General features: G+C 71.8%; 14 protein-coding genes. 8 read left to right on the forward strand and 6 right to left on the reverse strand.

Annotated elements, in window-relative coordinates; genetic code table 11:
- Positions 1-27: 27 nt before the first annotated feature.
- Complete coding sequence (locus ACF1AJ_RS06610) at positions 28-1,107, forward strand: phosphotransferase (RefSeq protein WP_391506630.1); 1,080 nt, start codon at positions 28-30, stop codon at positions 1,105-1,107.
- Here the strand turns inward: ACF1AJ_RS06610 and ACF1AJ_RS06615 are convergent.
- Both ACF1AJ_RS06615 and ACF1AJ_RS06620 read right to left on the reverse strand, forming a co-directional pair.
- Entirely contained in the window at positions 1,038-4,400 is a 3,363-nt protein-coding gene (locus tag ACF1AJ_RS06615) for an ATP-dependent helicase (protein ID WP_391506631.1), read from the reverse strand. The two genes, ACF1AJ_RS06610 and ACF1AJ_RS06615, sit on opposite strands and share 70 nt — an antisense overlap.
- Entirely contained in the window at positions 4,397-7,585 is a 3,189-nt protein-coding gene (locus tag ACF1AJ_RS06620) for an ATP-dependent helicase (RefSeq protein WP_391506632.1), read from the reverse strand. The genes ACF1AJ_RS06615 and ACF1AJ_RS06620 overlap by 4 nt, the downstream gene beginning before the upstream one ends.
- A gap of 107 nt (positions 7,586-7,692) precedes the next feature.
- Here ACF1AJ_RS06620 and ACF1AJ_RS06625 point away from each other — a divergent pair, with 107 nt between their 5' ends.
- Positions 7,693-7,917, forward strand: coding sequence for a DUF3107 domain-containing protein (locus ACF1AJ_RS06625; RefSeq protein WP_309858263.1), 225 nt, complete (start codon positions 7,693-7,695; stop codon positions 7,915-7,917).
- 9 nt (positions 7,918-7,926) lie between these two features.
- A complete protein-coding gene (locus ACF1AJ_RS06630) occupies positions 7,927-8,229 on the forward strand; it encodes a hypothetical protein (RefSeq protein WP_391506633.1) in 303 nt (100 codons plus the stop codon).
- Between the two features lie 229 nt (positions 8,230-8,458).
- Here the strand turns inward: ACF1AJ_RS06630 and ACF1AJ_RS06635 are convergent, their stop codons facing one another.
- Positions 8,459-9,175, reverse strand: a complete 717-nt coding sequence (locus ACF1AJ_RS06635; protein WP_309858258.1) for a ferritin-like fold-containing protein — start codon at positions 9,173-9,175, stop codon at positions 8,459-8,461.
- Positions 9,176-9,300: 125 nt separating this feature from the next.
- Between ACF1AJ_RS06635 and ACF1AJ_RS06640 the strand changes: the two genes are divergently transcribed.
- Positions 9,301-10,776 carry a DEAD/DEAH box helicase gene (locus tag ACF1AJ_RS06640; protein ID WP_391506634.1) on the forward strand — a complete coding sequence of 492 codons (1,476 nt, stop codon included), beginning with the start codon at positions 9,301-9,303 and terminating at the stop codon, positions 10,774-10,776.
- 114 nt (positions 10,777-10,890) lie between these two features.
- Here ACF1AJ_RS06640 and ACF1AJ_RS06645 read toward each other — a convergent pair whose 3' ends face one another.
- A complete protein-coding gene (locus ACF1AJ_RS06645; RefSeq protein ID WP_391506635.1) occupies positions 10,891-12,018 on the reverse strand; it encodes a coiled-coil domain-containing protein in 1,128 nt (375 codons plus the stop codon).
- Between the two features lie 63 nt (positions 12,019-12,081).
- Positions 12,082-12,954, reverse strand: a complete 873-nt coding sequence (locus ACF1AJ_RS06650; RefSeq protein ID WP_391506636.1) for a PHP domain-containing protein — start codon at positions 12,952-12,954, stop codon at positions 12,082-12,084.
- A 59-nt stretch (positions 12,955-13,013) separates the two neighbouring features.
- Here ACF1AJ_RS06650 and ACF1AJ_RS06655 point away from each other — a divergent pair, with 59 nt between their 5' ends.
- Entirely contained in the window at positions 13,014-14,651 is a 1,638-nt protein-coding gene (locus ACF1AJ_RS06655) for an aminopeptidase P family protein (RefSeq protein WP_391506637.1), read from the forward strand.
- 64 nt (positions 14,652-14,715) lie between these two features.
- Here ACF1AJ_RS06655 and ACF1AJ_RS06660 read toward each other — a convergent pair whose 3' ends face one another.
- Positions 14,716-15,345 (reverse strand): general stress protein, encoded by a 630-nt coding sequence (locus ACF1AJ_RS06660; protein WP_391506638.1) that lies wholly within the window; start codon positions 15,343-15,345, stop codon positions 14,716-14,718.
- Positions 15,346-15,421: 76 nt separating this feature from the next.
- On the opposite strand from ACF1AJ_RS06660, the gene ACF1AJ_RS06665 reads away from it, so the two are divergent.
- From ACF1AJ_RS06665 to ACF1AJ_RS06675, 3 genes are read left to right on the forward strand one after another with little or no spacing between them, the layout of a single operon-like run.
- Complete coding sequence (locus ACF1AJ_RS06665) at positions 15,422-16,744, forward strand: magnesium transporter MgtE N-terminal domain-containing protein (protein ID WP_309858241.1); 1,323 nt, start codon at positions 15,422-15,424, stop codon at positions 16,742-16,744.
- The gene (locus ACF1AJ_RS06670; RefSeq protein ID WP_018190466.1) at positions 16,731-17,252 is read left to right on the forward strand and encodes a DUF1003 domain-containing protein; all 522 of its coding nucleotides are present in this window, start codon (positions 16,731-16,733) and stop codon (positions 17,250-17,252) included. The genes ACF1AJ_RS06665 and ACF1AJ_RS06670 overlap by 14 nt, the downstream gene beginning before the upstream one ends.
- Positions 17,245-18,423 carry an Mrp/NBP35 family ATP-binding protein gene (locus ACF1AJ_RS06675; protein ID WP_391506639.1) on the forward strand — a complete coding sequence of 393 codons (1,179 nt, stop codon included), beginning with the start codon at positions 17,245-17,247 and terminating at the stop codon, positions 18,421-18,423. Before ACF1AJ_RS06670 ends, ACF1AJ_RS06675 begins: the two co-directional genes overlap by 8 nt.
- The last annotated feature ends 55 nt before the right edge of the window (positions 18,424-18,478 follow it).

The following is an 18,478-nucleotide window of genomic DNA, read 5'->3' on the forward strand; positions in this document are numbered from 1 at the left end:
GCAGGGAGGTCCAATTAGCCTAGGTGCATGGCCAGATCCCACTTCACTCTAGCCGCGCTGGCCACCTCGGCCGTTCCCGACCTCGACGTCTCCGGCGCCCGCAGCTACACCAGGAGCGGCGCAGGCGAGTTCGACTCGGCGCTGCTGTCGACGAGGGACGGCTCCACCGTCATCGTGCGCGTGCCGACGAACCAGATCGCGGAGACGGAACAGAGCGCCGACCTGGTCGCGCTGCGCGCGCTGACCACCGGCATCCGCAGCCGCCTCCCGTTCGAGGTGCCCCGCTACCTCGGCCAGGCGCCGGTCGCGGGAACGCGCGCCGTCGTCTACGACTTCCTCCCCGGCGAGCACATCGCGGTGGAGGAGGTGCCGCCGGGCGACGGCCTGGCCGGGTCGATCGGGCACGCCATCGCGGCCATCCACGCGCTTCCCACCGCCTTCGTGGGCGAGGCCGGTCTCCCGGTGATGTCGTCGGCCGAGTGCCTCACCGCGGCGAACTCGGTGATCGAGTCGGCCGCATCCACCGGTCTCCTGCCCGTCGCTCTGCGCGACCGCTGGCGGGATGCGGCGGCCGACCACTCGATCTGGCAGTTCCAGCCGACCGTCATCAACGGCTCCCTCACCGCCGACTCGTTCCTCGTCGAGGACGACGTCGTCACCGCCGTGCTCGGCTGGTCGGCGCTCCGCGTCGGCGACCCGGCGCGCGACCTGCACTGGCTGCTCGCCATGAACCCGGTGGCGACCGACGGCGCCCTGGGCGCCTACGCCTCCACGCGGCAGGTCGCCACCGACCGCCAGTTCACCCAGCGCGCCATGCTGTACGCCGAACTCGAGGTGGCGCGATGGCTGCTCCACGGGCGCGAGGTGCGCGACCAGACGATCGTGGACGACGCCGTGGAGATGCTCGACGGCCTCGTGGACCGCGTCCGCAGCAACTCGATGAACCCGCTGTCGACGGCGACCGGCCCGATCATGGCGATCGGCGATGTGGAGGCCATGCTGGACCGGACTCCGGGAGACCGCACGGACGCCGGAGGCTACGGGCGCTCGGGCGGGATGAAGCCGGTCGCCGACGACCAGAGCGACGTCAGCTCCTCCTCCGCGTAGAGGCGCTCCGGCCGCACGACCGCGTCGTCGGCCACGAAGTAGAAGACCGCGTCGATCCGCTCCGCGTCGATCCCGGCGTAGCGGGCGAACGCGAGGCGGTAGAGCGCGAGCTGCAGCTGCTTGCGCTCGAGGTCGTCCGCGTCGCGCGGCGCCTTGCCGGTCTTCCAGTCCACGATCTGGTAGTCGTGGAGGCCGTCCTCCGCCCGGTAGACGGCATCGAGCTTGCAGACGACCACCTGCCCGGCGAGGGTGATGTGGATCTCCAGCTCCACCTCCTCCGGACGCCGCCCGGCCCACTGGCTGCGCTCGAAGGTGGCGCGCAGCTCCTCGAAGCGCTCGGCCTCGAGCACGTCGCCCGCGAGGTCGTCCAGCTCGGCGACGTGGGCGTCGAGCACGTCGGTCGCGCCCGCGACCGTGCCGAAGCGCTCCTCCACCCAGCGGTGGAACAGGGTGCCCAGCCTCGTCTGGCGGTACGGGCGCTCCGGCATCGGTCGGCGCAGGGTCGCCGCCACCGATGCCGGGTCGGTCACGTAGTCCTTGAACCGCGAGGCCGGGATGCGTGCGGGCAGCTCCACGAGGCCTGCCTCTTCGGCACGCCGGGCGCGCTCGGCCAGCAGCAGGTCGAGGTCGCGCGCGTAGACACCGCCGTCGCCTGCCCCGCGTTCACGCGCACGGCGCACGGCTTCGGCCGCCGCCTCGACGCGTGTGCGGCGGGCGCCGAGCGGTTCCAGCGGCCAGGTCACGGTGGATGCGGTCAGCGCGAGCGGGTTCTCCTCCGGCTCGTCGCAGTCCGGGAAGGCGTCCGGCGGCAGCAGACCCGCCTCCTGCAGTTCGAGCAGGTACGAGCCGGGGCCGCGCGGCTTGGTCTGGGTCGACCAGTACGAGCCGGACAGCAGCAGCCGCTGCCGGGCCCGGGTGACAGCGACGTAGATCAGCCGGCGCTGCTCGTCGAGGTGCCGGGCGAGGTTCTCCTCCTCGAACGCCGCGATCGAGTCGTTGACGTCCTTCTGGGTCTCGGCGGTGCGCCACGCGATCACCGGTAGCTCGGCCGAGTCTCCGCGGAACTCGTTCGGCAGCTGCCCGAAGGCCAGCCAGCCCTTGCGGCTCTGCGGCGGCCCGGGGAGCTCACCGTCGACGAGGCGCGGCACGGCCACGACATCCCACTCCAGGCCCTTCGCGCCGTGGATGGTGAGGATCTGCACCGTGCCCGGCTCCGGCTCCTCGCTGCGCGGGGCCAGGTTGTCGCGCTGCTCCGCCTCCGCGAGCCACGACAGGAAGGAGCCGAGCGTCGCCTGGTCGTCCGCGGCGAGGTAGGAGGCGACCTGCTCGGCGAAGGCATCGAGGCTCGCCTGACCGAGCTGAGCGGTCTCGTTCGCGGCGACCTCGATATCGAGCAGAAGCTCCTGCTGCACCAGCGTGACGAGGTCGAGCAGGTCGAGCCCAACCCGGGACCGCAGGTGGTCGAGCCGTCGGCCGGCGTCGCGCATCCGCGCCAGACCCTCCGGGCTGAAGCCCGCCAACCGGCCGTGGTCGTCGGGCGCCTCGACGACGAAGTCGAGCGCATCCACCAGGGATGCCGACTCCTCCCCCGCGACCGATCGCCGCAGCCGGTCACGCAGTTCGGGATCGAGTCGCTGGTACCGGTGGTCGCGCTCGGCGAGCCACGACGCCACCTCCCGCAGCGCGGCGATGTCCTTCGGCCCGACGCGCCACTTGGCACCCGTCAGCAGCCGGATCAGCTCGGAACCCGCGGTGGGGTCGTGCATGACCCGCAGGGCGCTGACGAGGTCGGCGATGACCGGCTGCTCCAGCAGGCCGCCCAGCCCGAGCACGTGATACGGGATGCCGTGGCGGGCGAGCGCGGACGTGAACACGTCGATCTTCTTCAGCGACCGGCAGAGCATCGCAGCACTCGGCGGGACGCCGTCGTCGTCGCGCTCGCCGAGCCGTGCGCCGAGCCAGCGCGCCACCGTCTCGGCCTCGTCGGCAACCGTCTGCTCGAACACCGCCGTCAGCTCCCCCGCGACGGCGCCGGGGCGCGGCTGCAGGCGCTCGACGTGCACCGGCGAGGCGGCGGTCAGCGGCTCCACGAGCGCGTTCGCCGCATCCAGGACGCGCGTCGGGTTGCGCCAGCTGGTGCTCAGCGCGTACTCGGCCGCTCCGCCCTCCGCCCCAGCGCGCTGACCGGTGAAGTCGGCGGAGAATCGGCCGAGGTTGGCCGCGCTGGCGCCGCGCCAGCCGTAGATGGACTGGTGCGGATCGCCGACCGCCATCACCGGCTGCCCGGCGAACAGCGTCGAGAGCAGGCGCGTCTGCACGACGGAGGTGTCCTGATACTCGTCGAGCAACACGACGCGGTAGCGCCGGCGGTAGTCGGCGACCACCGCGGGGAGGCGCTCGCTCACATCCAGCGCGAGGGCCACCTGGTCGGAGTACTCGACGAATCCGCGACGGCGCTTCTCGTCGGCGAAGGCGCGGGCGAGATCGAGCAGCGGAGGGAGCGACCCGACCGCGTCGACGGCCGAGCGCACGGAGGCGTAGAGCTCTTTCACGCGCCCGTTGCCCGTCGGCAGCTCGGCGATGCGCGCGAAGTGCTCCACCATCCGCTCGACGTCGTCCGGGTCGGCGACGTTCTCGCTGAGCGCCCGGCTCAGCGTCACGACCGCGGTCGTGACCGCCTCGACGCCCCGGTCGAGCTCGACCAGGCGGTCGTCGGTGCTGGTCACGACGAGACGGCGGGCGAGCTGCCACGCCGACGCCTCGCTGAGCACCGCCGACTCCGGCTCGCGGCCGATCAGCAGCGCGTTCTCACGGAAGATCGCGTTCGCGAACGAGTTGTAGGTGGCGACCGCCGGGGCGTCGAACGGGTCGAACTCCACCTCGGTCACGCCGGACGCGACCAGCTGCTCGATACGGGTGCGGATGCGGCCCGCCAGCTCGCCCGCCGCCTTGCGGGTGAACGTCAGGCCGAGGATCTCGGGAACTCGAACGTGGCCGTTCGCGAGCAGCCAGACCACCCGGTTCGCCATCGTCTCGGTCTTGCCGCTGCCGGCTCCCGCGACCACGATCGCGGGTCGGAGCGGCGCCTCGACGACCGCCTGCTGCTGGGCGGTCGGGATGGGCAGCCGGAGAGCCTCGGCGATGTCCCCCGCGCTCAGCGCACGCGACGGGCGCGGCCGCTCCTCCTCCGTCTCGGCCAGCGAGAAAGCCTGCTCGACGAGGTCGAGCTCCGCCTGCTCGGTCGCCCACTCCAGGAGGCTCTCGTCGTCGACGTGCGTCGCTTCGTCCGTCATGCTCCTCCTCCCGCGCTCACCGCAGGCACCAGGTGGATGCGGTACTCGTACTTCCCGTGCGGGTCGCGTTCGCCCAGGTCGACGACCCCGGCGAAGGTCGCGCCCGCCATGCCGTCGGCCGCCCGCGCGACGCGCTCTCGCAGCCGGTCGAGCCCTTCGTCGTCGACGCGGTCCTGAGCGACCTCGCGGTAGCCCTTCCCGCGGACGCCCTTGGCGACGAAGAGCAGCTTCGCGCCACCGGACGGCAGGTCGGCGGCCTGCTCCACGGCCCCGTGCTCCAGGGCGAGCTGGTAGGCGCCCAGCTGCGCGTGCTCGGCCGCTTCCGCCGCCGAGGGCGTGCGGTTTCCCGTCTTGAGATCGACGATGACGACCGTGCCGTCCGGTGTGCGCTCCACCCGGTCGATCGTCCCCCGCACCAACGCCCGGCCGAGGCGCAACTCGAAAGCGCCCTCGGAGCCCAGCAAGGTGCCGCCGGCGCGTTCGAAGTCCCGCAGGTATTCGGATACTCCGGCCGTGAGGGTCCGCGTCCGTCGGCGCTCCTTCTCCTCCAGCCACGGCGACTCGAACGCCAGCTCGCCCCACCGGCGCTCGATGCCCTGCCACAGCCGCTCGACGCTGAGGTCGCGATCGTCGCTCGTGCTCGCCTCCTCCATGACGGCGTGCACCACGGTGCCGATGCCCGCGGCGAGTCCGCTCGGCGAAGCGGCCATCGTGTCCACGAACCAGGCCAGCGGCGACTTCTCGAATGTCTCCAGCCGCGACGGGGACACCCGGACGACGGCCTCCGGGTCGTCCAGGTCGACCAGCGGCTCGGTCGTCGACGGCTCCAGCAGGCCGTACCAGGTGGCGGGATCGGCGCCCTCGACGTCCGCGTCCGCCAGGCGGGCGAGCGCCTCGGCCGCGTCGGGTGCGCCCGTCGTGGCGAGGCGGCGACGCAGCCGGCCGACCATGCCGCGGAGGGAAAGCGGATGGGCGCCGTCGTCCGCGTCGTCGACGGCCAGGTCGGTCGCGAGGCGCAGGAACGGCGAGGGCTGCTCGTCGTCGTTGGCCGTGGCGGTGAGGATCACCTGGCCGCGGGCGCGCGAGACGGCCAACGCGAACATCCGCAGCTCGTCGCCGAGCACCTCCGCGCGCTCGTCCTCGGTCTCGGTGGTGCGGCCCTCCACCGCGTCCGCGAGCTCCTGCGGACGCAGCAGCGAACCGCGCAGGCGCAGGTTCGGCCAGACGCTCTCCTGGAGCCCGGCGACGACGATGACCTCGAACTCGCGCCCGATGGTGGCACTCGGCGTGCAGACCAGCACGGCGTCGCCCGCAGTCCGGGCGGCCAGGGTGTCTTCCGGGACTTCCGCGCCGAGGAGTTCGACCACGAAGTCGGAGGCTGGACGCTCCGGGTAGCGCTCGACGAAGCGGCGGGCGGCGGTGAACAGCGCGACGACGCCGTCGAGGTGCCGGTTCGCCTCGTCGGCGACGATGCCCGTGCGCTCCGAGTGCTCCAGCCAGCGGGCGGCGAGGCCGCTGCGCTCCCAGACGTGCCAGAGCAGTTCCTCGATCGAGGCGCCGTTCTCCGCCTTCTCGCGGCCGGATCGCAGCGTCTCGGCCAGGCGCGCCGCCCGGCGGGCCGGGCTCGCGTCGATCGTTGCCAGGTGCGCGGGATGCTGCAGCGCCTCCACGAGCAGCTCGTCTCCCGGGCGGTTGCCGTCGCCCGCGAGCTCCTCCTGGCGGAGGGCGAGGCGCAGCCGTCGCAGGCTGACGCTGTCGAGCCCGCCGAACGGCCCGAGCAGCAGTTCGGTGGCGACCGCGGGCGTCAGCTCGATCGCGCCGAGTTGCACGCCGGCGATCGTGATCAGCTGGCGGGCGGCGAAATCGTCGCGCAACGGACGGCCGGCGATGCTCGTCGTCGTCGGGACCTCAGCGACCGCGAGGGCGCGCGAGAGGGCGGGCACATGGGCGCCGGAACGGACCACCACGGCCATCGAGCTCCACGGGACGCCGTCGAGCAGGTGACGTTCGCGCAGCTTGCGGGCCAGCCTCGACGCCTCCGCGGGGGCGGACACGGCGACGAGCCGCACGATCTCGGGGCGGCGGTCGGCGGCATCCACGCCGTCCGCATCTGCCCGTGCCGTATTCGACTGCTCCGGCTCCGGTCGGCCTGCCGCGGCCATGCGCTGCACGCCGGCCGCCGCCGTGCCGATCCGCTCGGTCACCCGGGCGGTCAGCTCGCGCAGCGCGGGCGTCTGGCGGTGAGCGGTGGTCAGCACGAACCGGGTCACCGGCACCCCGAGACGGCTCTCGAGCTGCCCGAGAGCGGTGGTCTGCGCTCCGCGGAAGGTGGTGGATGCGACATCCGGGTCGCCGAACGCGACGACGGCGACGCCGCGTGCCGCCAGCGCCCGCAGCAGCGCCAGGGTAGCGACCGTGGCCTCCTGCAGGTCGTCCACGAAGACGGCGCGCAGGCCGTCGAGCGAGCTGCCCTCGGCGATGACCGTGACCGCCGACGCGATGAGCTCGGCCGAGTCCACGAAGCCGCCGCGATAGCTGTCGACGACGAGCTGGTACTCGGCGATGAAGCGGGCGGCGGCACGCCACTCGTCGTGGCCGGTGATCGCGCCGAGCTCGGAAAGCCGGGAGGGGGTGACGCCGCGCTCGGCGCAGCGTGCCATCAGCTCGCGGAGCTCTGTGCGGAATCCGCGCAACGTCCGCACCTCCTCGACGAGCGGGTCGGGCCAGACCGGGCCGGTTCCGTCCTCCAGGTGGCCGTTGATCAGCTCGGCGATGATCTGGTCCTGCTCGCCTCCGGTGAGGAGGCGCGGCGGCTCTGCTCCGATGCGCCGCGCCCGCTCGCCGACGAGCTGGAACGCGAGCGAGGTCGCCGTGCGCGCCAGCGGACCCTGCGTCGGAACGCCGAGGCGCAGGGCGATGCGGTCGCGGAGCGCCGTCGCCGCGGTGCGCGAGGCGCTCAGCGCCAGCACCTCATCCGGCCGGTAGCCGCGGTCGAGCACGCGCTCGGCCAGCGCCTCGACCAGCGTCGTGGTCTTGCCCGTGCCGGGCGCTCCGAGCACGGCGGCGGAGGCGCCGTCCGGCAGCAGGAGCACCTCCGACTGCGAGCCGTCGAGCGCCGCGCCACCTGCGGGAGCAAGGGATGCGAGGGTGCCGGCAGGGTGCATCCGGAAGCCTCGAGCGATCATGTCCTTCACGGTATCGGCGTCCGCCGACAGAGAACGCGAGCGGGGGCCGCGAGCCGTGTGCCGTAGTCTGAACTCACACCCGCCGGTCAGACTCGAAAGGCACCTCAGTGGAGATCCGCATCGGAATCGTCAACGCCCCCCGCGAACTCAATTTCGAGTCGTCGCAGTCGGCCGAGGAGCTTGCCGGGCAGGTGCAGAGCGCACTCGCCAGCGGCACCGGTGTTCTGCAGCTGACCGACGACAAGGGCCGGCTCTACGTCGTCCCGACCGCGGGTATCGCGTACGTCGAGATCGGCACCGAGGAATCGCGCCGCATCGGCTTCGTCGGCTAGCCTCCACTCGTGGAACTGCTCTTCGTCGTCCTCGGCGGGGCCATCATCGGCCTGGCCGGACGCTATCTGCTGCCGAACCGTCACACGCACGGCTCCGTGCTCATCCCGGCCGTCGGCGTCGTCTCGTCGGCCGTGCTCTGGGTGGCGCTCACCTGGGCCGGCCTGAAGTGGGACGGCGGCTGGATCTGGTGGATCACGCTCCTCGGCACCGCACTCATCGTCGCGGTCGCCGACCTGCTGATCGGCCGCATCCGCGCCGCCAACGACGACCGCATGCTCCACGCGCTGGCGAAGGGCGCCGTCGCGCGCTGACGCGGCCGCATTCCGGCGCGGCGAGAACCGCGTCGCGCACATCGTCCGCGACGGCGACAGCAGATGCCTCGCCGTCGAAGTTCCGGCCACGTCGGAGATCTCACCCGATCGCCCCCGAACCTCCATCCACTCCGCGGTGCGTCGGAGATTTCAGCCACTTTCTCCGACCGTGCGCAGTGCCACCGGGGTGGTTCTCGACGAGATCCCCGTCGAGGCCGCAGACGCAGGCCTAGGCGGTCAGGCCGAGCGCATCCATCCGGCGCGTGTGCGCGGCGATCAGCTCCGTGAAGATCGGCTCAATGCGCGCATCGTCGGCGATCCTGTTCCCCGAGAGGTGCAGTGCGGACCGCGCGACGAGCAGCGTGTCGCCGACGAGCCTCCTGCCCCACATCGCGAGCCGTGACGCGAGCAGCGGGTCGGCCGCGATCTGCGCGCGCAGCACCTCCAGCACGCCCTCCTGCCCGGACTCCGAGCCGAGGAGGTGGGCGAGGCGCGGTCCGACGTCGCCCGGCAGTCCGGCGGCAAGCCGGATGAAGAAGTCGTCGAGCAGGCCGCCCGTCACCAGGGCGGAGAGCAGCGTCTCGCGCCAGTCCGCGCCGACGATGAGCGCGCTGAAGCCCTCGATCTCATCCGCGAACGGCTTCATGGCGTCGGCCGGGTCGTCCCCTCGGCGCCGGATCTCAGCCACGATCCCCTGATGCTTCGACAGGGCATGACCGGCGGCCGCCGAGATGAGGCCCTTCGCGTGCAGGTCTTCCGCCTCGGCTGCGACACGCGACAGCGTCTCGAACTGCTCCAGCTGGAGGTACGCGGACTGACCCAGGTACGGCAGCAAATCCGGCATCACCTCGTGCAGGTCGACGCGGACGGTCGGCAGCGTGCGCGCCCGCGGAGTCAGGCGCGGGAGCTCGACGGAGGGCCGTCGCCGGGTGAACCAAGTCGACACGCTCAGCAGTGTATCGGGACCGTCCAGTAGGCTGGGGACGCCGTCGGCGCAGGATCGGCGGCCCTACGCCTGCGACAGAGAAACAGGGCGTGGACACTCCAATCGAATCGACAGGCAATTCACCAGTGACTTTCTCAGAACTCAACATCGACCAGGACATGGTGGATCAGCTCGCCGCCAAGGGCATCATCGAGCCGTTCCCCATCCAGACGCAGACCATCCCGCTCGCGCTCACCGGCCAGGACATCATCGGCCAGGCGAAGACCGGAACGGGCAAGACCCTCGGCTTCGGCCTCCCCCTCATTCAGCGCCTCGGCCCGAACCCCGAGCCCGGCGTGAAGGCACTCGTCGTCGTGCCCACCCGCGAGCTGGCCATCCAGGTCTACGAAGACCTCGAGACGGCCGCCGCCGGACGCCCGACCTCCATCGCCAGCATCTACGGCGGCAAGGCCTACGAAGGCCAGATCGCCCAGCTGAAGGGCGGCGCCCAGATCGTCGTCGGCACCCCTGGGCGCCTTCTCGACCTCGCCGGTCAGCGTCTGCTGAACCTCGGCAGCGTGCAGGAGATGGTGCTCGACGAGGCCGACAAGATGCTCGACCTCGGCTTCCTCGCCGACATCGAGAAGCTGTTCGCGCAGACGCCGGCCACCCGCCACACCATGCTCTTCTCGGCGACCATGCCGGGCCCGATCGTCGCGCTGGCGCGCCGGTTCATGACCCGCCCTGTGCACATCCGCGCGACCGACCCCGACGAGGGCCAGATCCAGGCGAACATCAAGCACCTGATCTACCGCGCGCACTCGCTCGACAAGGACGAGGTCATCGCCCGCATCCTGCAGGCGGAGGGCCGCGGCAAGACCGTGATCTTCACCCGCACCAAGCGCGCCGCCGCCAAGCTGGTCGAGGAGCTCAACGACCGCGGCTTCAACGCCGCCGCCGTGCACGGCGATCTCAACCAGGAGCAGCGCGAGCGCGCCATGGCCGCGTTCAAGGCGGGCAAGAAGGACATCCTGATCGCCACCGACGTCGCCGCCCGCGGCATCGACGTGGACGACGTGACGCACGTCATCAACCACACCATTCCGGACGACGAGAAGACCTACCTGCACCGCGCGGGCCGCACCGGCCGCGCGGGCAAGACCGGCATCGCCGTGACGTTCGTCGACTGGGAGGACCTGCACAAGTGGGCCCTCATCAACAAGGCGCTCGAGTTCGGTCAGCCGGAGCCGACCGAGACGTACTCATCGTCGCCGCACCTGTACACCGACCTCGACATCCCGCAGGGCGTCAAGGGCCGGCTGAAGCCGACCCCGGCCGTGAAGGCGACCGAGTCGCCGCGCGGCGGCCGCACCGACTCCACGGGCCCGGAGGGCGGGGAGCGTTCCGGCAGCAGCCGCCGTCGCCGCACGCGCGGCTCCGGTCAGGGTGCGTCGCAGGGTTCGACGGCTCCCGAGGGCTCCGCATCCGAGGGCGGCGAGGCCAAGGCGCCGGCCGCCGGCACGCACGACGGCGGCGGATCGCAGCACCGCGACGGCAACAGCGCTCCGCGTCGTCGCCGTCGTCGCTCGCGCGGCGGCTCCGCGACCACCCCCGCCAGCTGACCCCAGCCTCCCCCGCCGACAGCTCCTGAGTTTTTCGCCCGATTCGTCAGGATCGGAGCGAAAAACTCAGGAGCTGTTTGCTTGGGACTGGGGGTGCTTGGGAGAGGGACGCGCTCAGTACCAGTTGGGGTCGTGGCTCATCTCGAAGGTCCACGCGGCGCACGGAGAGCCGTAGGCGCGATTGATGTAGTCGAGGCCCCAATTGACCTGCGTGTTCTGGTTGGTCAGCCAGTCCGGGCCGGCCGACGCCATCTTGCTGGCGGGCCAGGCCTGCGGGATGCCGTACGCGCCACTCGACGTGTTGTACGCGTCCGCCCGCCAGTCGGACTCATGGTTCCACAGCTTGATCAGGCAGCTCATCTGCTCGCCGCCCCAGCCGAAGGCCGGGAGGCGGCTGGCCGCGTACGCCTGAGCTCCCGCCGGGTCGACCACCATGCCGGGAGGCGGTGCGAACCCGTCGGATCCGCCGCCCGGGTTCGCGGCCGCCTCGGCCGCCTGTCTCGCTGCCTCCCCCTCGGCGTACGACTTCTCGACGGCCGCCTCGGTGTTCTTCAGGGTCGCCAGTTGGGCGTACAACGTGTCGGCGTGCTTCTTCTGGTCGGCCAGCTGGGCGTCGGCCGCCTGCTTCGCCGCGGTCGCGACGTCGAGAGCCTTCTTCGCATCCACCGCGAGCTGGTCGCGCACCTTCTGGGCGCTGGCCGCCTGCTCGCTGAGCGACGCGGCGAGGTTCTTCTGCGCGTTCGCCCTGGCGTAAAGCGAGCTGGCCTGGTCGGCGAGCTTCGACACCGCGCCGAGCTGGTACAGCAGGGAGTCGGAGCGCGTCGCGTTCGGGCTGAGGAACAACCGGAGCGACACGGATGAGGTGCCCGCGCGGGTGAGCTGCTCGGCGAGCTTGCCGCTCTGGGCCTTGAGCGCATCCGCCTGGGCCGATGCCTCCTGCGCCTTCTCGGCCAGACCCTGCGCCTTGGCGGTCGCGGTCTGCAGGGCGGCCTCGGCGGTTCCGTACTCCCCCAGCCGCTTGACGGCCAGGTCGCCCGCGGCGTTCGCGGCGGTTTGCAGACCCGAAAGGAGACCGTTGATCCGGTCGACCTCGGCCTGCGCTGCGCTCGCGTTGTTCTTCGCGGCCTGCACGTCGTCCCACGACGGGTAGCTGTCGGCGCTCGCGGGCGTGACGCCCGCAGCGACGACGAGGACGGCCGTCAGGGCGGCAGCGGCCGCCGATCCTCGCCAGAACCGTCTCACTCGCGCACCTCGCATCCTTCTTGCCCCGACGTCACGTCCGGGGTCCAGGCTACGTGCTGGTGGTCACGGAGCGTAGAAGGGAGCCGCGCCTGTCGCTTCTTCGATCATCGCGTCGACGACGGCCGGATCGGTGGTGTTCTCCCCGAGCCGGTTGGGCTTGCCCGCCCCGTGGTAGTCGCTCGATCCGGTGATGCGGAGGCCGTAGCGCGCCGCGAGCTCGCGCAGCCGTTCGACGCCGTCGGCGGTGTTCTCGCGGTGGTCGAGCTCCAGTCCGAAGAGCCCGGCGTCGACCAGGCGCCGCAGCCGGTCCTCCGGGATCACGCGCCCCCGGCCGCCGGTCGCGGGATGCGCCAGCACCGGCAGACCCCCCGCCCCGCGGATGAGACGGACGCCGGTCAGCGGCTCAGGCGCGTAGTGCGGCTGGAAGTATCCGCTGCGCCAGTGCAGGATCCCGGCGAATGCTGCGCTGCGGTCCGAGGCCAGCCCGCGCGCGACGAGTGCGTCGGCGATGTGCGGCCGACCGACGGTCGCGCCCTCCGTGGCCTGCGCGAGCACGTCGTCCCACGTGATGTCGTAGTCCTCCGAGATGCGCCGCACCATGTCCTCGGCTCGCCGCATCCGGCCTTCGCGGATGCGGCGGGTCTCGGCGACGAGCGCTTCGTTCGTCGGATCGAAGAGGTAGCCGAGCATATGGACGCTGGCGAACTCGATGCGGGTCGACAGCTCCATCCCCGGGATGACCGTGATGCCGACGCGTGCGGCCTCGGCGGCGGCCTCCGCCCATCCGGCCGTGGAGTCGTGATCGGTGAGCGCGACGGTGCCCAGCCCCGCGTCGGCGGCGGCGCGGATGAGCTCGGCCGGGGTCTCCGTGCCGTCGGACACGCTGGAGTGCGTGTGCAGGTCGACGGGACCTCGGAACCGCCGCGCATCAGCCATGGTGACCATCCTAGGAGGGCGCTGACCGGCCGGGCGCATGACGCCCAGCGGGTGGAAGAATGGACGCCATGTCCTCCCAGCCGAGCACACCAGCCACCGCAGACGCCGACATCGCGACCGACACCGTCGACGACCCGACCGCCGCAGCGGTCTCCACGACGACCGAGACGGCTGCCGCCGCCGAGTCCGACGAGGCTCCGCGCGCGACGCAGAACCGCTCGACGACGCCCGGTTCCGACGCGTTCCGCGAGTACATCGGCTCGGGATGGGCGGAGCGTCCGGAGGTCGTCCCGGAGCCGCGCCGCCAGACGCAGTACGCGGCGGCGCGTCGTGCGCGCGTGTCCGAGCTGTTCCCCGGGAAGCGCCTCATCATCCCGGCCGGGCGCCTCGCACAGCGCTCCAACGACACCGACTACCCGTTCCGCGCGCACTCGGCGTTCGCGTACCTCACCGGGTGGGGCTCGGACTCCGAGCCGGGCAGCGTGCTGGTGCTGGAGCCGACGGCGTCGGGACACGAAGCGACCCTGTACTTCCGGGAGCGCGCGGGCCGCGACTCGGACGAGTTCTACGCGAACCCCGAGATCGGCGAGTTCTGGATCGGTCCCCGTCCGTCGCTCGCACAGGTCGCCGGCGACCTCGCGCTGGCCACCCGCGGCATCGCCGAGGTGCGCTCGGTGCTCGACGCGGTGGACGGCGACACCGTCGTTCTGCGCGAGGCCGACCGCGCCATCACGGACGACGTGGATGCGGCGCGCCTGCTGCTGGGAGACGGTTCCGACAGCGACGGCGACGGCGACGCCACCGGCGTCGACCCCGAGGACCACGATGAGGACGACCGGCTGGCGCGCGAGCTCTCCGAGCTGCGCCTGGTGAAGGACGAGTACGAGATCGCCGAACTCCGCGCCGCGGTCGCGGCGACCGCACGCGGCTTCGACGACGTGATCGCCGACCTGCCGCGCATCACAGCGCACCCGCGCGGCGAGCGGCTCGTCGAGGGTGTCTTCTACGGCCGTGCCCGCGCCGACGGCAACGCGGTCGGTTACGACACGATCGCGGCGAGCGGACCGCACGCGTGCATCCTGCACTGGACGCGCAACGACGGCCCCGTGGTGCCCGGCGACCTCATCCTGCTGGATGCGGGCGTCGAGCTGGACAGCTACTACACCGCCGACATCACCCGTACGTTCCCCATCGACGGCACCTTCACCGAGACGCAGCGCCTGATCTACGAGGCAGTGCGGGAGGCGGCGGACGCGGCGTTCGCGATCGTGCGGCCCGGCATCCGGTTCCGCGAGATCCACGCGACCGCCATGGCGGTCATCGCTCGGCGCACCGCCGAATGGGGGCTGCTCCCGGTCAGCGCCGAGGAGGCCCTGGAGGTCGAGAACCAGCAGCACCGCCGCTACATGGTGCACGGGACGAGCCATCACCTCGGGCTCGACGTGCACGACTGTGCGCAGGCGCGCCGGGAGCTCTACCTCGACGGCGTGCTGCAGCCCGGCATGGTGTTCACGATCGAGCCGGGACTGTACTTCCAGCCGGACGACCTCACTGTGCCCGAGCGCTTCCGCGGCATCGGCGTGCGCATCGAGGACAACATCCTGGTCACCGAGGACGGCGCCGAGAACCTTTCCGCCGACATCCCGCGCACCGCGGACGATGTGGAGGCGTGGGTGCGGCGGCTCTCGCAGCGCTGAGGTGCACGTTGTGGCTGTTTCGCACGCGAAATAGCCGCCACGACGTGCACTTCGGCGGAGGTGGTCAGGCCGAGGGTGCGGGCGGACGCTCGTCGCCCGGCTGGGGAGCGACCGGCGGTGCCGACGCGGGAGGCACGGGCGGCGGGTCGGACGGGTGCTGGGGCTGCGCCGGTGGCGTCCATCCGGGAGCCGCGGCGGGCTCCTCCGCTCCCCCGCTCGCGAGCAGGTTGCGCGCACGGTTGCCCAGCTCGGAGTCGACCAGCACCGAGTAGCTGGTCGCGATCACCTGCTGGACCGATGTGAAGTCGCGCCGACGCCGGTTGATCGCGTAGGAGACGATGCCCCACAGCATCCCGAATCCCGCACCGAGGAGCAGCGCGGCGAGCACGAACGCGAGGCTGACCGACGGCGAGAAGATGATGAGCAGCAGGCCGAAGAAGATGCCGAGCCACGCACCGGACGCCGCCCCAGCGAGGGCGACGCGGCCCCAGGTGAGCTTGCCGGTGACGCGCTCGACGCTCTTCAGGTCGCTGCCGACGATCGAGACCTTGTCGACCGGGAAGTCGGCGCGGGCCAGCACGTCGACCGCCTCCTGCGCCTCCGGGTAGCTCTCGAAGGTGGCGACCACTTCGCCTCGCGGCAGGGTCGGGAAGAGGATACGGTTGCGCCCGTTGTTCAGCCCAGGTGTGCTCATCCACCCATTGTTCCATCCAGGCTCCGAGAGGGCACGGAAACAGCCGTCGTTCACCTGCGAGGGCTAGGTTAACAGGGTGAGTTCGCCCAGAGTCTTCGTCGCCCGCCTCGCCGGGACGACCGTGTTCGATCCCGTCGGAGACCGGGTCGGCAAGGTCAGAGACGTCCTGGTCGTGTACCGCAAGAACGACCCGCCCCGCGTGGTCGGGCTGATCGTCGAGATCCCCGGGAAGCGCCGCGTGTTCCTGTCCATCGGGCGGGTCACCAGCATCGGCAGCGGGCAGATCATCACGAACGGCATCATCAACATGCGCCGCTTCGAACAGCGCGGCGGCGAGGTGCGCGTGATCGCCGAGCTGCTCGGCCGCCGTGTGGTGTTCGCCGACGGCGGCGGCGAGGCCACCATCGAGGACGTCGCGATCGAAGAGACCGAGACCGGCGACTGGGCGGTCAGCCAACTGTTCGTCCGGAAGCCCAAGGCGGGCGGCTCCCCCTTCGCCAAGGGCGCGACGACGTTCGTGACCTGGAACGAGGTGCGCGAGAAGCAGAAGCTCGGCGAGGCGCAGTCGGCCGAGCAGCTCATCGCGACCTACTCGGAGCTGAAGCCGGCCGACCTCGCGAACACCCTCCTCGACCTCCCTCAGCAGCGGATGCTGGAGGTCGCGGAGGAGTTGCCGGACGACCGTCTCGCCGACGTGCTGGAGGAGATGCCGGAGAGCGAGCAGGTGCAGATCCTCGCCCAGCTGAACGACGACCGCGCCGCAGATGTGCTCGACCAGATGGAGCCGGACGACGCAGCAGACCTGATCGCCCAGCTCTCCGACGAGCGCGGTGAGCACCTGCTCGAGCTCATGGAGCCGGAGGAGGCGGACGACGTCCGCATGCTCCTCAGCTACAACCCGGACACCGCGGGCGGTCTGATGACGACCGAGCCGATCATCGTCTCGGCCGACGCGACGGTGGCGGAGGGCCTGGCCCTGATCCGCCGTCACGAGCTCGCGCCGGCCCTCGGCGCCGCGGTGTGCGTGACGCTGCCGCCGTACGAGCCGCCGACGGGCCGGTTCCTGGGCGTCGTGCACTTCCAGCGGATGCTGCGCTATCCCCCGCACGTGCGCCTCGGCACCCTGCTCGACCCGAGCCTGGAGCCGGTCACGGCCGACACCTCCGCGGCCGAGGTGTCGCGCATCCTCGCCTCGTACAACCTCGTCTCGGTCCCCGTGGTCGACGACAAGCATCGTCTCGTCGGGGTGGTGACCATCGACGACATCCTCGACTATCTGCTCCCCGACGACTGGCGAAGTCAAGACGAGGACGAGCCCGTGAAACGCACGGCGCCGTCCGACCAGACCGGAAGCATCCGCATCGTGAACGGAAGGAGGGGCGGAAGTGGCAGGAGGTAGACAGGACGCGGGGCTCGACGCCCCGAAGGGACTGCGCACGCCGGTGCTGCGGCGCAGCCCACTGGAGTCGCGCGACCGTTTCGGCCGGTTCACCGAGTGGATCGCGCGGGCGATGGGCACGCCCTGGTTCATCCTGGGGCTGACCGTCTTCGTGCTCGCGTGGATGGCGTGGAACACGCTCGCCCCGAACGCCTGGCGCTTCGACTCCGCGGCCCTCGGGTTCATCGCGCTGACGCTCGTGCTCTCGCTGCAGGCGTCCTACGCCGCTCCCCTGATCCTGCTCGCGCAGAACCGTCAGGACGACCGCGACCGCGTGCAGATCGAGCAGGACCGCCAGCGGGCCGAGCGCAACCTCGCCGACACCGAGTACCTGGCGCGCGAGGTCGTCGCCCTGCGGCTCGCCGTCAAGGACATGGCGACGAAGGACTTCATCCGTGCCGAGCTCCGCTCGCTGCTCGAAGACCTCGAGAGGGGCGACGCGGGCGAGGGCGAGCAGGCCCGTGCCTGAGCCGGAGCTTCCCGCCGCCGACTCCGCCGCCCCCGATCTCGTAGCCGCTGTCCGGAGCGCCCTCGGCGCGGTGCTCGACCCCGAGATCCGCAAGCCGATCACCGAGCTCGACATGGTGGGCGGCGTGGAGGTGGATGCGCAGGGCCGTGCCGAGGTCGGCATCAAGCTGACCATAGTCGGCTGCCCGGCGGCCGACGCGATCGAACGGGATGTTCGCGCGGCGACCGCCGCCGTCCCCGGTGTGACCGACGTCGCCGTCGACGTCTCCGTGATGAGCCCGGCCGAGCGACGCGCCCTGACCGACCGGCTGCGAGCCGGCCGTCCGGCGCGGGGGCAGCAGTTCGGCCCGGAGTCGCTGACCCGCGTCTACGCCGTCACGAGCGGCAAGGGCGGTGTCGGCAAGTCGACGGTCACGGCCAACCTGGCGGTCGCCCTGGCGGAGCGCGGGCTGCGGGTGGGGATCGTGGATGCGGACGTCCACGGTTTCTCGATCCCCGGCATCCTGGGCCTGACGGATGAGAACGGCGTCGCACCGCGACCGACACGCGTGGACGACATGATCCTGCCGCCGGTCGCCTACGGCGTGAAGGTGGTCTCGATCGGGATGTTCGTCGACTCGGCCTCGGCCGCCGTCGCCTGGCGCGGGCCGATGCTTCACCGCACCATCCAGCAGTTCTTGTCGGACGTGTACTTCGGCGACCTCGACGTGCTGCTGCTCGACCTCCCGCCGGGCACCGGGGATGTCGCGATCTCGGTCGGCCAGCTGCTGCCCGGCGCGGAGGTGCTCGTGGTGACGACACCGCAGCCGGCCGCCGCCGACGTGGCAGAGCGCAGCGGCGTCGTCGCGCGGCAGACCGGCCAGCGGGTCATCGGCGTGATCGAGAACATGGCGGGCCTGGTGCAGCCGGACGGAAGCGTGCTCGACCTGTTCGGCTCCGGCGGTGGAGCGGAGGTGGCGCGACGGCTGTCGGCCGGCCAGGACGAGGAGGTGCCGCTGCTCGCGAGCGTGCCCCTCAGCATCCCGCTGCGGGCCGGCGGCGACACCGGAGCGCCCATCGTGGTGACCGACCCCGCGGACCCCGCTGCGGCTGCGATCCGCGCCGTCGCCGACCGCCTCGCGACCCGCTCCCGTGGCCTCGCCGGCCGCAAGCTCGGCCTCTCCGTCCGCTGACCCCGTATCCCCCGCCCGACCCCAGCCATCAGCTCCTGAGTTTTTCGCTCCGAGA

This window comes from Leifsonia sp. NPDC014704, from assembly GCF_043083605.1.
Lineage (GTDB): Bacteria > Actinomycetota > Actinomycetes > Actinomycetales > Microbacteriaceae > Leifsonia.